The following is a 13702-nucleotide window of genomic DNA, read 5'->3' as shown; positions in this document are numbered from 1 at the left end:
AGGTCTTGGCGGGCAAAAAACAAGCCGAGGATTATACCTGAGCTGTGACCTCACGCGCCAGTTGAGGTCGGGTTTGATGCGCAAACATTGCGGCTGAGTAAGTCGCGCAATTGGTTTTTCTCTTCGCTGGTCAACTCGCTCTGGCGAGCTTTTCGCAGAAGTTGTTCCAGGTTTCGCTCGCGTTGGCGGGCGGACAAGCTAGTAATGGTGTCGAAAAACTGTTGTTCAAGGTTGTCTCCCTCAATCAGCCATTCCTTCTCGGCCAGGGCCTTCAAGAGGCGTCCCTGCTCGGTACCGTGCCACCGTGCGATCAACTGGAAAGAGTTTAGCTTGGGGTTCTTCTGCACGGCTTCAAGGAGTGCCACCAGCAACTGTGTATTGCTGTGGTCCTCGGCAGCGAAGTGCCCTGCGTCCTCGACTTTCTCCGCCAGTTGCGGGTGATGCAGCAAGGTGCGCAGGGCGGCCAGTGTTGGTGGTTCGACGGCGGCCGGCACGCGCGGGGCACGTGGTTGGTCGCGATCGCCGCGCTTGCCGTTCTTGTCCCAGGGTTTCTTGTCCCATTTCTTGCCGCCACTGCCGGGTTTTTTCGGCGTCCATTCCTGTTGCGGCGCGTAATCCTGCTGGGGTTGATGATAGTCGGCGAAGTCGGGCATCGCGTCGTAATCGATGCCCGGGTCATACGCCGGCGGCGCCTCCTGGGGGGCGCTGTGCACCAGTTGGTTGACTGCTTCGCTGTTCAGGCCGGTGATCTCGGTCAGGCGCTGGCGCATGAGGGTGCGCAGGTTGGCGCCGGGCACCTTGTCGATCAGTGGCGCCGCGAGGGTGGCCATGTGGGCCTTGCCTTCGAGGGAGCGTGGATCGGCTTCTTCGGTCAGCTGCTGGAAAAAATAGTCGGCCAACGGTTGTGCGTGTTGGTTGATCCGCGCACGAAACGCGTCGGTGCCTTCGGATCGCACCAGGGTGTCTGGATCCTCGCCCTCGGGCAGGAAGAGGAAGCGTGCCCGGCGCCCATCCTGCAGGCACGGCAAGGTGGCTTCCAGCGCGCGCCAGGCGGCGTTGCGGCCGGCCTGGTCGCCGTCGAAGCAGAACAGCACGTTGGGCACGACGCGAAACAGGCGCTTCATGTGTTCTTCGCTGGTGGCCGTGCCCAGGGTCGCGACGGCGTTGCGCAAGCCTTGCTGGGCCAGGGCGATCACGTCCATGTAGCCTTCGACGACGATGATTTCGTCGAGGTTGCGGTTGTTCTTGCGCGCTTCGTACAGGCCGTAGAGTTCTTGGCCCTTATGGAATACCGGGGTTTCCGGAGAGTTCAGGTATTTCGGCTTGTCGTCGCCCAGCACCCGGCCACCAAAGGCGATGATCCGCCCGCGTGTGTCGCGGATCGGAAACATGACCCGGTCGCGGAAGCGGTCGTAACGCTTGCCGGTTTCAGCGTTTTCGATCAGCAGGCCGGCGTCGATCATGGCGCGTTGCTGCAGTGTATCGCTGCTTAAGTGCTTGTACAGGTTGTCCCAGCCAGGCGGGGCGAAGCCGAGGCCGAAGTCCCGGGCGATTTCGCCAGTCAGGCCGCGGCCCTTGAGATAATCCACCGCGGCCTTGCGCGCCGGATGGCTTTTGAGGGCCTGGCGATAGAAATCGGCCGCCGCCGTCAGTAGCGGGTAGAGCGGCGAATCGGTCGGTTGGCGCGGCTTGTGTTGTCGACCGCTTTCCTCCCGGGGAATTTCCATGCCCGCGGCTTTGGCCAGTTCTTCGACGGCCTGGGGAAAGTCCAGGTTGTCGTGGTCCATGATGAAGCCGAGGGCGTTGCCGCCAGCGCCGCAACCGAAGCAATAGTAGAACTGCTTGTCGGGGCTGACGCTGAAGGAGGGGGTTTTCTCTTTGTGAAACGGGCAGCAGGCGGTGTAGTTCTTGCCTGCTTTCTTCATTTGCAGGCGAGAGCTGACCACGTCGACGATGTCGGTGCGGTTCAGGAGGTCGTCAATAAAGCTCTGGGGAATCAGCCCGGCCATGGCGTTCTCATCATCACTGCGCGAAATAAGGACCCGAAATCGGCAGGCGTAACCGGGTCTGGGTTTGAGGCACGCTGAATCGGTGGCTCGACCGGGTCGTCTGCATCATCGCTGTCGGGAAGTGTATCTGCCGATAATCCACTGACGTTAATAACTATCAGTATTCGACTGTTTGAATGTGTTGCGCTGAGTCCGGTAACGGCCGGTCGGGCCGCGGATAGCTCATGAAGCGGGCACGCACGCAGGTGCCTTGGGCTGATCGTCGTTAGAGGAATCAGGGTGTGCTCGTCGGTAGCCTTGGAGGGCTCGTCAGGAAAGACGTGCACCGCTGGCAAAAGAGCCAGGTCTGACGCGGTGAAGCGGTTGTCTTGGTCGCGTCTGCGGCTTCGACGGTGAAGCATCAAGCGTTATTCCGCAAATGCCATAAGCCCGGCTTGAAGGCCGGGCTTGGCAGAAGCTTGCTACGGACGTCTGTGTATTAGTACAGACGTACGGCGCGGCGCTGTTCGCGCTGAACTTTCTTGGCGTGACGCTTAACAGCGGCTGCTGCCTTGCGCTTACGCTCAGAAGTCGGCTTCTCGTAGAATTCGCGGCTACGAACTTCAGCCAGAACACCGGCTTTTTCGCAGGAGCGCTTGAAACGACGCAGAGCTACGTCGAAGGGTTCGTTCTCTTTTACTTTGACGGCTGGCATCCAGAGCTACCTTCATTCATTACCGGGGTCAACATCCTCGCGGCAAAAGAGCACTTGAAGACGTCGGTTTTTAAGGGTTGCGGATGTTAACCCCTCAACGCTCGGAATGCAAAGCCTCTGATCGAAAACCGCTGGTCGGGGCACAAAGCGGCGACTATTATGCGCGCCTTCGAATTCAGCCTCTACAAGGCGCAAACCCATGCTAGTACTGGGATTAGAAACCTCCTGCGACGAAACCGGCGTCGCACTCTACGACAGTGAGCGCGGCCTGCTGGCCGATGCGCTGTTCAGCCAGATCGACCTGCATCGCGCCTATGGCGGGGTGGTGCCCGAGCTTGCCTCTCGCGATCACGTCAAGCGCATGCTGCCCTTGATTCGCCAGGTGCTGGCCGAGGCCGGCTGCGTGCCGACCGAGATCGACGGCATCGCCTACACCGCCGGCCCGGGCCTGGTGGGCGCGTTGCTGGTAGGCGCTTCCTGTGCCCAGGCGCTGGCCTTTGCCTGGGGTATTCCAGCCTTGGGCGTGCACCACATGGAAGGCCATTTGCTGGCGCCGATGCTGGAGTCGCAACCACCAGAATTCCCGTTCGTCGCTTTGTTGGTTTCGGGTGGCCATACGCAGCTCATCCGGGTCGATGGAATCGGCCAATACGAGCTGCTCGGCGAAACCCTCGACGATGCTGCCGGCGAAGCGTTCGACAAAACCGCAAAAATGATGGGCCTCAATTATCCGGGCGGGCCGGAAATTTCCCGGCTGGCGACGCAAGGGGTCGAGGGGCGTTTCGTGTTCCCGCGGCCGATGTGCGACCGTCCCGGCCTGGATTTCAGTTTCAGTGGGCTGAAGACCTTCGCCCTGAATACTTGGCAGCAGTGCGTCAGCGCCGGGGACGACAGTGAGCAAGCCCGTTGCGACATCTCGCTGGCGTTCCAGCAGGCCGTGGTGGAGACTTTGACCATCAAGTGCAAGCGTGCCTTGAAGCAGGCCGGGCTCAAGCGCTTGGTCATTGCCGGCGGCGTGAGTGCGAACAAGGCCTTGCGGACATCGCTGGAGAAAATGCTCGGCGACATGAAGGGCGACGTTTACTACGCCCGGCCGGAGTTCTGCACAGATAACGGCGCGATGATCGCCTTTGCCGGCTGCCAGCGTTTGCAGGCCGGCCAGCAGGAAAGCCTGGCGATCAGCGTGCAGGCGCGCTGGCCCATGGAGCAGTTGGCACCCTTGTGAAACGTTATTTAAAAATGCCGTTCGCGCCCGGCGAACAGGTCGCGTAGATTGCCGCGGTGACGCCAGACGATCAGGGCAACCAGCGCGGTCATTGGCAGCAAGGCCGCCGGTTCCTGCCAGGCCAGCAACGGCAGGGTCAGCGGTGTGGCGATCAGCGCGGCCAGGGAGCTGGTGCGGGTCAGGTAGAACGTCAGCAGCCAGGCACAGACAGCCAGCAGGGCGGCGGGCGGGTACAGGCCCAGCAACATGCCGGCGGCGGTGGCGACACCCTTGCCGCCACGAAAGCGAAAGTACAGCGGGAATAGATGGCCGATGACGGCACAGACGCCGATCCAGGCCTGTTGCTGCAACGAAAGCCCTGCAAGGCTGGCGATCAATACCGGGACAAGGCCTTTGCAGAGGTCGCCCAGCAGGGTCAGGATGGCGAGTTTGCGTCCGGCCAGGCGCAGCATGTTGGTGGCGCCGGCATTGCCCGAGCCACTCATTCGCGGATCCGGGCGACCGGTCAGGCGGCTGAGCAAAATGGCGAAGGACAGCGAGCCGAGCAGGTAGGCGAGAATCGCCAGTAACCAAAACATGCTAACTATTCCGGGCGAGGACGCCCTGATTCTAACGGGGCATCGCGCCCTTGTCGTGCTGCGGAGAAGAGTGCTTGGACAGAGTGTTTATCGAGGGCCTGGAAGTCGACACGGTAATCGGTGCCTACGACTGGGAGCGAGGCATCCGACAGTGCCTGCGGCTTGACCTGAGTTTCGCCTGGGACAACCGCCCGGCCGCCGCAGGCGACGACCTGACCCTGGCGCTCGACTACGCCAGCGTTTCTTCGCGCATCCAGGTGTTTGCCGAGCAAGCGCAGTTCCAGTTGGTCGAGACCTTTGCCGAACGGCTGGCCCAGGCACTCATGGACGAGTTCAAGATCACCTGGCTGCGTCTGAAAGTGACCAAGCCTGGCGCCGTACCGGCGGCCAGCGGCGTTGGCGTGGAGATCGAGCGCGGATGTCGCTGACTCAGGTTTTTCTCGGGCTCGGCAGCAATATCGAGCGCGAAACCCATTTATGCGCCGGTCTTGAGGCCTTGGCTGGATTTCTCGTGGACATGCGCTGTTCAGCCGTGTTCGAGAGCCAGCCGGTGGGGATCAAGAGCGGGCCGTTCTTCAATTTTGTCGTCTCGGCCTTCACGGATCTGCCGTTGATGGAATTGGACCGTCGCCTCAAGTTCATCGAGGCGGACAACGGTCGCTATGCGCCAGACCGCAAGGGATTGCCGCTGGATATCGACGTGTTGTTGTATGGCGAACAGGTCGGCAACTTCGACGGGTTGATCCTGCCGCGCGCGGAAATTCTCAAGAACGCCTTCGTCCTGTGGCCTTTGTCGTTGATGGCGCCGGATCGAATTCATCCGGGCGTGGGCAAGAGCTTCGCCACGCTGTGGGAAGAGGCGCAGATCGACCAAGTGCTGGCACCGGTGGCTTTCGAATGGCGAGGCCAGCCGCTCACACCATCGAATCTGTTGTGAGACGGCTGCCGTCATCGCGAGCAAGCTCGCTCCCACATTAGGATTTCAGCGTGCACCTATCTTGTGCTCAACGAGATCCACTGTGGGAGCGAGCTTGCTCGCGATGACGGCGGTTGACCTGAAAACGCCTGTCAGTTCGCCGCTTCCTTGTAGGCTTTCAACGCCCTGAGGCGCTCACGCTTGATTGCCTCTCCCAACTGAGGCCCCTTGAAACCCTTCTCCAGCAAAGGCTGCACCGCCACCGCGCGGGCCGCTGCCGCAGCGCCCCGCAGATACTCAGCCTGTGGATAACTTCGCTCTTCGAGCCCCTTGCGCCCCCGTGCATCCATCTCGCATGCCGCAATGAATTCCTCAAAGCGCTGGGGCCGACGGTAAACATCGAAACTTTGCAGCAGCTCAAGCAAAGTAGAGGCCTTCAGCTCAAGCGCACGGTGGCCATGGGTGTGGTACTGGCCAACCAGTAACGCCAGTTCCTGACAGTCTCGCGGTGCCTTGAAGCGTTCGCTGACGGCTTTGATCAGTTTCAGCCCCGTGTGCTCATGGGCGATGTGGCGCGGCCATTCGTGTTGGGGTGTCAGGCCTTTACCCAAGTCATGGAGCAGGCAGGCCCAACGGACCGTTAGCGGCTGTTGATGCAGTGCCGCTTGTTCCAGCACGCTCAAGGTGTGGACGCCGGTATCGATTTCCGGGTGATGGGTTTCAGGCTGCGGCACGCCGAACAGCGCGTCGACCTCGGGCATCAAGATCTTGAGCGCCGTGCAGTCGCGCAACACCTGGATAAATACCTGTGGTTGTTTTTCCATGAGGGCGCGGGAAATTTCTTTCCAGCTGCGCTCGGCCGTCAACGCCTCCAATTCGCCGGACTCACTGAGCTGGCGCATCAGTTCGAGGGTTTCGTCCGCCACCTTGAAACCCAGCGGCGCATAACGTGCAGCAAAGCGGGCAACCCGCAGGACTCGGAGCGGATCTTCGGCGAAAGCGGGGGAAACGTGGCGCAGCACCCGGGCTTCCAGATCGCGCTGGCCGTGGTACGGATCGGTCAGGTTGCCATGGTCATCTTCAGCCATGGCATTGATGGTCAAGTCCCGGCGAATCAGGTCTTCTTCTAAGGTCACTTCAGGGCTGGCATGGAACACGAAGCCGCCATAGCCGCGGCCGCTCTTGCGCTCAGTGCGGGCGAGGGCGTATTCCTCGCCAGTCTTCGGGTCGAGGAATACTGGAAAATCGGCCCCCACAGGGCGAAAACCCTTGGCGAGCATTTCCTCGGCAGTCGCCCCCACCACGACCCGATCGACGTCGGTGACGGGAATGCCCAGCAGGCGATCGCGAACGGCGCCGCCAACTTTATAGATCTGCATAAAAAACCTCCGTTGGTCCGACAGGATAACCTTTGCGTCGGACCTCTGGAGGCGAAAACGGGATCAAAGATGAATGACGGCCAAGTCCAGGCGGCCATAGTCGCCTTCGGCTTGTTCGCTTCTGGGCGGCACATGATGGGTTTTCATCACTTGGTCGCCTTGCAGGGTTTCCAGATGAATATCGAAACCCCAGAGCCGATGCAGGTGCTTGAGCACTTCATCGGTGGAGTCACCAAGAGGCTTACGGTTGTGGGCCTGGTGGCGCAGGGTCAGCGAGCGGTCTCCGCGGCGATCGATGCTGTAGATCTGCACATTGGGTTCGCGGTTACCCAGGTTGTACTGCGCCGCCAGGGTTTCGCGGATGATGCGGTAGCCGCTCTCATCGTGAATGGCAGGAACCACCAAGTCATCTTTCTGATCGTCATCAAGGATGCTGAACAGTTTCAGGTCGCGGATCACCTTGGGTGAAAGGTACTGCAGGATGAAGCTCTCGTCCTTGAAGCTGCTCATGGCGAATTTGATCGCGGACAACCAGTCCGAGCCGGCGATCTCAGGGAACCAGTGACGATCTTCCTCGGTAGGGTCTTCGCACATTCGCCGGATGTCGCGGTACATGGCGAAACCCAGTGCATAAGGGTTGATGCCACTGTAGTACGGGCTGTCGAAGCCCGGTTGGAACACCACGCTGGTGTGGGACGTCAGGAACTCCATCATGAAGCCGTCGGTGACCAGGCCTTCGTCGTACAGGTCGTTCATCAGCGTGTAGTGCCAGAACGTGGCCCAGCCTTCGTTCATCACCTGGGTCTGGCGCTGTGGATAGAAATACTGGGCAATCTTGCGCACGATGCGCACGATTTCCCGCTGCCACGGCTCCAGCAACGGCGCATGTTTTTCAATGAAATAGAGAATGTTCTCCTGGGGCTCGGCCGGGAAACGGGCATTGTCTTTTTCGTTGTACTTGTCGGCACCTTTGGGAATGGTGCGCCATAGATCGTTGATCTGTTTTTGCAGGTGCTCTTCGCGGTCCTTCTGGCGCCGACGTTCCTCCTCGGCGGAAATCGGATACGGCCGTTTGTAGCGGTCCACACCGTAGTTCATCAGGGCGTGGCAGGAGTCCAGCAGGTCTTCCACTGCGTCGATGCCGTGGCGCTCCTCGCATTGCATGATGTACTGCTTGGCGAACACCAGGTAATCGATGATCGAACTGGCATCGGTCCACGTGCGGAACAGGTAGTTGCCCTTGAAGAAGCTGTTGTGCCCGTAGCAGGCATGCGCCACCACCAAAGCCTGCATGCAGATGGTGTTTTCTTCCATCAAGTAGGCGATGCACGGGTCGGAATTGATCACGATCTCATAGGCCAGGCCCATCTGGCCGCGGCTGTAGGATTTCTCGGTACTGAGGAAATGCTTGCCGTAGGACCAGTGGTGATAGCCCAGCGGCATGCCGACCGACGCGTAGGCGTCCATCATTTGCTCGGCGGTGATCACCTCGATCTGGTTCGGGTAGGTGTCCAGGGCATAACGGTCCGCGATACGGCTGATTTCGCGGTCGTAGGCCTTGATCAGCTCGAACGTCCATTCGGAGCCGGTGGAAATGGGCTGGCGCTTCTGCTCTTTTTTGGCGGTCATGTCACTAACCTGCGCTGGAAGAGTTCACGGAAGACCGGGTAGATATCCCCGGCCGAGACCAGTTGCTGTTGGGCAAACGTGTCGGAAAATGCTTCGGCAATCCGTTCGTATTCGTACCACAAGGCCTGGTGTTCCCGTGGGGTAATTTCCACATAGGTGTAGTACTGGACGAACGGCATGATTTGGTTGATCAGGATGTCACGACAGATCGGTGAATCGTCGTTCCAGTTGTCACCGTCCGACGCCTGGGCCGCATAGATGTTCCATTCGTTGGCGGGGTAGCGCTCGGCCATGATTTCCTGCATCAGCTTCAGGGCGCTGGACACAATGGTGCCGCCGGTTTCCCTGGAGTAGAAAAACTCCTCTTCGTCCACTTCCCGGGCGCTGGTGTGGTGGCGGATGAACACTACGTCGATCTTGTCGTAATTCCGTTTCAGGAACAGGTACAACAGGATGAAGAAGCGCTTGGCGATGTCCTTGGTCGCCTGGGTCATGGAGCCGGAAACGTCCATCAGGCAGAACATCACTGCCTTGGAACTGGGGTTTGGCTGTTTCACCAGCAAGTTGTACTTGAGGTCGAAGGTGTCGAGGAACGGGACGCGATGGATGCGGGCGCTAAGCTTCTCGATTTCCGCTTCAAGGTCTTGGATATCGCCAAAATTGTCCGGTTCTTCGCGTTTGAGCCGAGCCAGTTCTTCCTTGGCTTCGCGCAGTTTTGCCCGGCTGCTGCCCGACAGCGCGATGCGCCGGGCGTGGGCGGAGCGAAGGGTGCGGATGATGTTGATGCGTGATGGGTTGCCTTCATTGCTGATACCAGCACGCACGGTCTTGAAGGTGTCGGTGCCGGTCAGGTTGCGCTTGACCAGGTTCGGCAGCTCCAGGTCCTCGAACATGAACTCCAGGAATTCCTCCTGGGTGATCTGGAAGACGAACTCATCCATGCCTTCCCCGGAGTTGCCGGCCTTGCCGGGGCCTTTGCCGCCACCTCCGCCCTGGGGACGGGGGATGTGCTCGCCACTGGTGAACTCCTTGTTGCCAGGGTGCACGACGGTCTGCTTGCCGCCGCGCCCATGGTGCAGCACCGGCTCGTCGATGTCGCGGCCGGGGATGCTGATCTGTTCGCCGTGTTCCATGTCGGTAATGGAGCGCCGGCTGACCGCCTCTTCAACGGCCTTCTTGATGTGGTCACGGTAACGCCGCAGAAACCGCTGGCGGTTCACCGTGCTTTTGTTCTTGCCATTAAGGCGTCGGTCGATCACATAGCTCATAGGCCCCTCCGGGGGAGCTTCAAGTCGTAAGCCTCAAGCCGTAAGAGGCGTGGCGTCGAGCCTTGGGCTCAACGCCGTTCCCTTGCAGTCTGTAGCTAGAAGCTTGCCGCTGCTTATTGCGATTTCCGGACCCGCAGGTACCACTCGGAAAGCAGTCGTACCTGTTTGTCGGTGTAGCCACGTTCGACCATGCGTGTGACGAAGTCGTTGTGTTTTTGCTGGTCCTCCTTGCTGGCCTTGGCGTTGAAGCTGATAACGGGCAGCAGGTCTTCGGTGTTGGAGAACATTTTCTTCTCGATGACCACCCGCAGCTTTTCATAGCTGAGCCAGGTTGGGTTCTTGCCGTTGTTGTTGGCCCGGGCGCGCAGCACGAAGTTGACGATTTCGTTGCGGAAGTCCTTCGGATTGCTGATGCCGGCGGGTTTCTCGATTTTTTCCAGTTCCTCGTTGAGGGCCACGCGGTTGAGTATCTCGCCGGTTTCCGGGTCGCGGTATTCCTGGTCCTGGATCCAGAAGTCTGCATACAGCACATAGCGGTCGAAGATGTTCTGGCCGTATTCGCTGTAGGACTCCAGGTACGCCGTCTGGATTTCCTTGCCAATGAACTCGATGTAGCGCGGCGCCAGGTACTCCTTCAAGAAGCGCAGGTAGCGTTCGCGGGTTTCGGCCTGGAATTGCTCCTGCTCGATCTGCTGTTCCAGCACATACAGCAGGTGAACCGGGTTGGCCGCGATCTCGTGTGGGTCGAAGTTGAAGACCTTGGACAGGATCTTGAACGCGAAACGCGTGGACAGCCCGTTCATCCCTTCGTCCACACCCGCGTTGTCGCGGTACTCCTGGATCGACTTGGCCTTCGGATCGGTGTCCTTGAGGTTTTCACCGTCGTACACGCGCATCTTCGAATAGATGTTGGAGTTTTCCGGTTCCTTGAGGCGCGACAGCACCGTGAACTGGGCCAGCATTTTCAAGGTGTCGGGGGCGCAATGAGCCTTGGACAGCGAACTGTTGAACAACAGCTTGTCGTAGATCTTCACCTCATCGCTCACTCGCAGGCAGTACGGCACCTTGACGATATAGATCCGGTCGATGAAGGCTTCGTTGTTCTTGTTGTTGCGGAAGGTATGCCATTCCGATTCGTTGGAGTGAGCCAGCAGGATGCCGGTAAACGGAATGGCCCCCAGGCCCTCGGTACTGTTGTAGTTGCCTTCCTGGGTAGCGGTCAGCAGCGGGTGCAGTACCTTGATGGGCGCCTTGAACATTTCGACGAATTCCATCAGACCCTGGTTGGCCCGGCACAGCGCACCCGAATAGCTGTAGGCGTCGGCGTCGTTCTGTGGGAATTCTTCCAGTTTGCGGATATCGACCTTGCCCACCAGGGCCGAGATGTCCTGGTTGTTTTCGTCGCCTGGTTCAGTCTTGGCGACCGCGATCTGGTTGAGGATCGAGGGGTAGAGCTTGACCACCCGGAACTGGCTGATATCACCGCCGAACTCGGCCAGGCGCTTGGTCGCCCATGGCGACATGATGGTATTGAGGTAGCGGCGTGGAATGCCGAAGTCTTCTTCGAGGATCGCGCCGTCCTCGGTGGCGTTGAACAGCCCCAGGGGCGATTCGAACACCGGCGAGCCCTTGATGGCATAGAAGGGCACTTTTTCGATCAGTTGTTTGAGTTTTTCGGCCAGGGACGATTTACCGCCACCCACGGGGCCGAGCAGATAAAGGATCTGCTTCTTCTCTTCCAGGCCTTGGGCGGCGTGGCGGAAATAGGACACGATCTGTTCGATGCATTCTTCCATCCCGTGGAAGTCCGCAAAGGCCGGATAGCGGCGAATCACCTTGTTGGAAAAGATGCGCGAGAGCCTCGAGTTGGTCGAGGTATCCAGCAGCTCCGGTTCTCCGATGGCCAGCAACAGACGCTCCGCAGCCGACACATAGGCACTGCGGTCCTGCTTGCAGAGTTCGAGGTATTCCTGCAGCGAGTATTCCTCTTGCCGCGTGGACTCGAAACGTTGCTGGAAGTGGCTAAAAATACTCATGACGTCACCTCGCTCGATACGTGGAGCCGGTGTCGGATCAATCAGTCGATGCTGGACAGCCCCTGGGGACCCAGTTGCCGTTTACCCCCCAGAATGCTTTCAGAATGCAGGTTCCTGAAAGCTGACTCCCGATGACCCGCGCGCCGGTGTACCGGCTCTCCCCTGTTTTGGATGGCCTGAGGCTAAGGATAGTTCGGAATCGCGGAGGTAAAGGTGGAATACGTAATTAGTTGTGGCAGACCGTTCGTCTGCCATCGCTCAAGCCCACGGTTCACGCGGGCTTGGCCGAGATAAAAAATTATTCGTGGGTGCCTTGGGCTGTTTCTGCAGGATAAGTCGTACGCCATAGCTCAAATCCGCCGTCGAGGCTGTAGACGTCGCTGAAGCCCTGGCTGATCAGATAAGCGGCTGCGCTCTGGCTGGAATTGCCGTGATAGCAGACCACGACGGTGGGCGCATCGAGGTCGGCGGCACGGATGAAATCGGCGAGGGAATGGTTATCCAGATGCTTGGAGCCACGGATATGCAAAGCGGCAAAAGTGGCCGGGTCGCGGACATCGACGACGACCGCGCCTTGCTCGCGCAGGGCTTGGGCCTGTTCCGGGGGGATGCGTTTGAATTCGGTCATGAGGGACTCCTGTAGCGTGGGCGCAACGCCGGTCAAACGGCGGTGCCGGCCGGCGATGGTGCTGTGACTGGGTGGTGGGTTCTGGCGTGGCCCTGTTCGTCGCAATCGCAGCGCAGTTGCTCGCCGGTGTCGATGTTCATCAGCGTCAGGGCGTTGCCCCACACGCAGCCGGTATCGAGGGCGAAGACGCCGGGTTCGTCGCATTGGCCTTCCAGCGCCGCCCAGTGTCCGAAAATGATCTTCAGGTGACGGGTCTTGCGCTCACTGTGCTTGAACCACGGGGCATAGCCGGGTGGTGCGGTCTCGATGCCTTCCTTGCCCTTGAGGTCTAGCTTGCCATCTCGGGTGCAGAAGCGCATCCGCGTGAAGTAATTGGTGATGACGCGAAGGCGGGCGCTGCCGGTGAGGTCGTTGTCCCACTTGACCGGCTCGTTGCCGTACATGCCATCCAGGTAGGGCGCGAACAAATTGTCGTCGCGTAATGCCTGTTCCACCTCGGCGGCGCACTTGAGCGCCTTGCGCAGGGACCACTGGGGCGGGATGCCGGCATGGACCATCGCCAGGTTGCGCTGCTCGTCGTAGTGCATGAGCTTTTGCTGGCGCAGCCACTCCAGCAATTCAACGCAATCGGGGGCGGCGAGGATTTCGCTCAAGGTATCGGATTTTTTCAGGCGCTCGATGTTCTGCCAGGTGGCCAGCAGGTGCAGGTCGTGGTTGCCGAGCACGCACACCACCGACTGGCGGATACCGTGGAGAAAGCGCAGCGTCTCAAGGGACTGCGGGCCCCGGTTGACCAGGTCACCCACCAGCCACAGGGTGTCTTTTTGCGGATCGAAGGCGACGCGCTCCAATAGACACTTGAGCGGCTCGAGGCAGCCCTGCAGGTCGCCGACCGCGTAGGTGGCCATTAGTGCAAGGCCCCGGGCACAGCCAGGCGAAAGGGCTTGATGACAGCATCGAAGCGTGTGCCGTCCTCGGCCAGCATCTGGTAGGTGCCCTGCATGGTGCCGACCTTGGTGGTCATCACCGTCCCGCTGCTGTAGCTGTGGCTTTTACCGGCGTCGATCAATGGTTGCTGGCCGACCACGCCTTCACCACGTACTTCTTCGACGTGACCGTTGCCGTCGGTGATGACCCAGTGCCGCGACAACAGCCTGGCCGGCAACGAACCGTTGTTGCTTACGGTAATACTGTAGGCGAAGGCGAAGCGGTCATGTTCGGGTTGCGACTGTTCTGCCAGGAAACGGGTGGTGACGCTGACGTCGACTTGGTAACGAGGATCAGACATGCAAATAAGGCCTTAAAAACGAAGCGGGACGCGGGCGCGACTCAGGAGATGA

General features: G+C 59.8%; 13 protein-coding genes. 3 read left to right on the top strand and 10 right to left on the bottom strand.

All coding sequences use genetic code 11. The annotated features are described in order from the left end of the window. Positions 1–50 precede the first annotated feature (50 nt). A complete protein-coding gene (dnaG, locus tag ACLH0I_RS26880) occupies positions 51–2009 on the bottom strand; it encodes a DNA primase (protein WP_024616738.1) in 1959 nt (652 codons plus the stop codon). A 478-nt stretch (positions 2010–2487) separates the two neighbouring features. Then, on the bottom strand, positions 2488–2703 hold the full coding sequence (rpsU, locus tag ACLH0I_RS26875) for a 30S ribosomal protein S21 (RefSeq protein WP_002551877.1): 216 nt from the start codon (positions 2701–2703) through the stop codon (positions 2488–2490). Between the two features lie 199 nt (positions 2704–2902). Between rpsU and tsaD the strand changes: the two genes are divergently transcribed. Next, positions 2903–3928 carry a tRNA (adenosine(37)-N6)-threonylcarbamoyltransferase complex transferase subunit TsaD gene (gene tsaD / locus ACLH0I_RS26870; protein ID WP_186706959.1) on the top strand — a complete coding sequence of 342 codons (1026 nt, stop codon included), beginning with the start codon at positions 2903–2905 and terminating at the stop codon, positions 3926–3928. Positions 3929–3936: 8 nt separating this feature from the next. On the opposite strand, the gene plsY is transcribed toward tsaD, so the two are convergent. Beyond that, positions 3937–4506 carry a glycerol-3-phosphate 1-O-acyltransferase PlsY gene (plsY, locus tag ACLH0I_RS26865; protein ID WP_003206189.1) on the bottom strand — a complete coding sequence of 190 codons (570 nt, stop codon included), beginning with the start codon at positions 4504–4506 and terminating at the stop codon, positions 3937–3939. Positions 4507–4580: 74 nt separating this feature from the next. Between plsY and folB the strand changes: the two genes are divergently transcribed. Further along, positions 4581–4934 (top strand): dihydroneopterin aldolase, encoded by a 354-nt coding sequence (folB, locus tag ACLH0I_RS26860; RefSeq protein WP_207965527.1) that lies wholly within the window; start codon positions 4581–4583, stop codon positions 4932–4934. Then, positions 4925–5443 carry a 2-amino-4-hydroxy-6-hydroxymethyldihydropteridine diphosphokinase gene (gene folK, locus ACLH0I_RS26855; protein WP_186729599.1) on the top strand — a complete coding sequence of 173 codons (519 nt, stop codon included), beginning with the start codon at positions 4925–4927 and terminating at the stop codon, positions 5441–5443. The genes folB and folK overlap by 10 nt, the downstream gene beginning before the upstream one ends. A 131-nt stretch (positions 5444–5574) precedes the next feature. Here folK and ACLH0I_RS26850 read toward each other — a convergent pair whose 3' ends face one another. From ACLH0I_RS26850 to apaG, 7 genes are all read right to left on the bottom strand, one after another. Continuing rightward, the gene (locus ACLH0I_RS26850; protein ID WP_411385791.1) at positions 5575–6801 is read right to left on the bottom strand and encodes a multifunctional CCA addition/repair protein; all 1227 of its coding nucleotides are present in this window, start codon (positions 6799–6801) and stop codon (positions 5575–5577) included. A 63-nt stretch (positions 6802–6864) separates the two neighbouring features. After that, positions 6865–8430: a SpoVR family protein gene (locus ACLH0I_RS26845; protein ID WP_411385790.1), complete on the bottom strand. Its 1566-nt coding sequence runs from the start codon at positions 8428–8430 to the stop codon at positions 6865–6867. Further along, the gene (locus ACLH0I_RS26840) at positions 8427–9698 is read right to left on the bottom strand and encodes a YeaH/YhbH family protein (RefSeq protein WP_003206179.1); all 1272 of its coding nucleotides are present in this window, start codon (positions 9696–9698) and stop codon (positions 8427–8429) included. The genes ACLH0I_RS26845 and ACLH0I_RS26840 overlap by 4 nt, the downstream gene beginning before the upstream one ends. Before the next feature lie 113 nt (positions 9699–9811). Then, on the bottom strand, positions 9812–11734 hold the full coding sequence (locus ACLH0I_RS26835) for a PrkA family serine protein kinase (protein WP_003177689.1): 1923 nt from the start codon (positions 11732–11734) through the stop codon (positions 9812–9814). A 298-nt stretch (positions 11735–12032) separates the two neighbouring features. Then, a complete protein-coding gene (gene glpE / locus ACLH0I_RS26830; RefSeq protein ID WP_250962136.1) occupies positions 12033–12362 on the bottom strand; it encodes a thiosulfate sulfurtransferase GlpE in 330 nt (109 codons plus the stop codon). Between the two features lie 32 nt (positions 12363–12394). Continuing rightward, entirely contained in the window at positions 12395–13270 is an 876-nt protein-coding gene (locus ACLH0I_RS26825) for a symmetrical bis(5'-nucleosyl)-tetraphosphatase (protein WP_250962137.1), read from the bottom strand. Further along, on the bottom strand, positions 13270–13650 hold the full coding sequence (apaG, locus tag ACLH0I_RS26820; RefSeq protein ID WP_250962138.1) for a Co2+/Mg2+ efflux protein ApaG: 381 nt from the start codon (positions 13648–13650) through the stop codon (positions 13270–13272). The genes ACLH0I_RS26825 and apaG overlap by 1 nt, the downstream gene beginning before the upstream one ends. Positions 13651–13702: the final 52 nt, after the last annotated feature.

It is taken from the genome of Pseudomonas sp. MPB03 (assembly GCF_046605385.1).
In the GTDB taxonomy this organism is placed as follows: Bacteria; Pseudomonadota; Gammaproteobacteria; order Pseudomonadales; family Pseudomonadaceae; genus Aquipseudomonas; species Aquipseudomonas zanjanensis.
This window is presented reverse-complemented; position numbering and strand designations above follow the sequence as displayed.

Bases quoted from the DNA above. Each gene is read 5' to 3' on its own strand.
- dnaG (WP_024616738.1), bottom strand. From the start codon at position 2,009: ATGGCCGGGCTGATTCCCCAGAGCTTTATTGACGACCTCCTGAACCGC.
- rpsU (WP_002551877.1), bottom strand. From the start codon at position 2,703: ATGCCAGCCGTCAAAGTAAAAGAGAACGAACCCTTCGACGTAGCTCTG.
- tsaD (WP_186706959.1), top strand. From the start codon at position 2,903: ATGCTAGTACTGGGATTAGAAACCTCCTGCGACGAAACCGGCGTCGCA.
- plsY (WP_003206189.1), bottom strand. From the start codon at position 4,506: ATGTTTTGGTTACTGGCGATTCTCGCCTACCTGCTCGGCTCGCTGTCC.
- folK (WP_186729599.1), top strand. From the start codon at position 4,925: ATGTCGCTGACTCAGGTTTTTCTCGGGCTCGGCAGCAATATCGAGCGC.
- ACLH0I_RS26850 (WP_411385791.1), bottom strand. From the start codon at position 6,801: ATGCAGATCTATAAAGTTGGCGGCGCCGTTCGCGATCGCCTGCTGGGC.
- ACLH0I_RS26845 (WP_411385790.1), bottom strand. From the start codon at position 8,430: ATGACCGCCAAAAAAGAGCAGAAGCGCCAGCCCATTTCCACCGGCTCC.
- ACLH0I_RS26840 (WP_003206179.1), bottom strand. From the start codon at position 9,698: ATGAGCTATGTGATCGACCGACGCCTTAATGGCAAGAACAAAAGCACG.
- ACLH0I_RS26835 (WP_003177689.1), bottom strand. From the start codon at position 11,734: ATGAGTATTTTTAGCCACTTCCAGCAACGTTTCGAGTCCACGCGGCAA.
- glpE (WP_250962136.1), bottom strand. From the start codon at position 12,362: ATGACCGAATTCAAACGCATCCCCCCGGAACAGGCCCAAGCCCTGCGC.
- ACLH0I_RS26825 (WP_250962137.1), bottom strand. From the start codon at position 13,270: ATGGCCACCTACGCGGTCGGCGACCTGCAGGGCTGCCTCGAGCCGCTC.
- apaG (WP_250962138.1), bottom strand. From the start codon at position 13,650: ATGTCTGATCCTCGTTACCAAGTCGACGTCAGCGTCACCACCCGTTTC.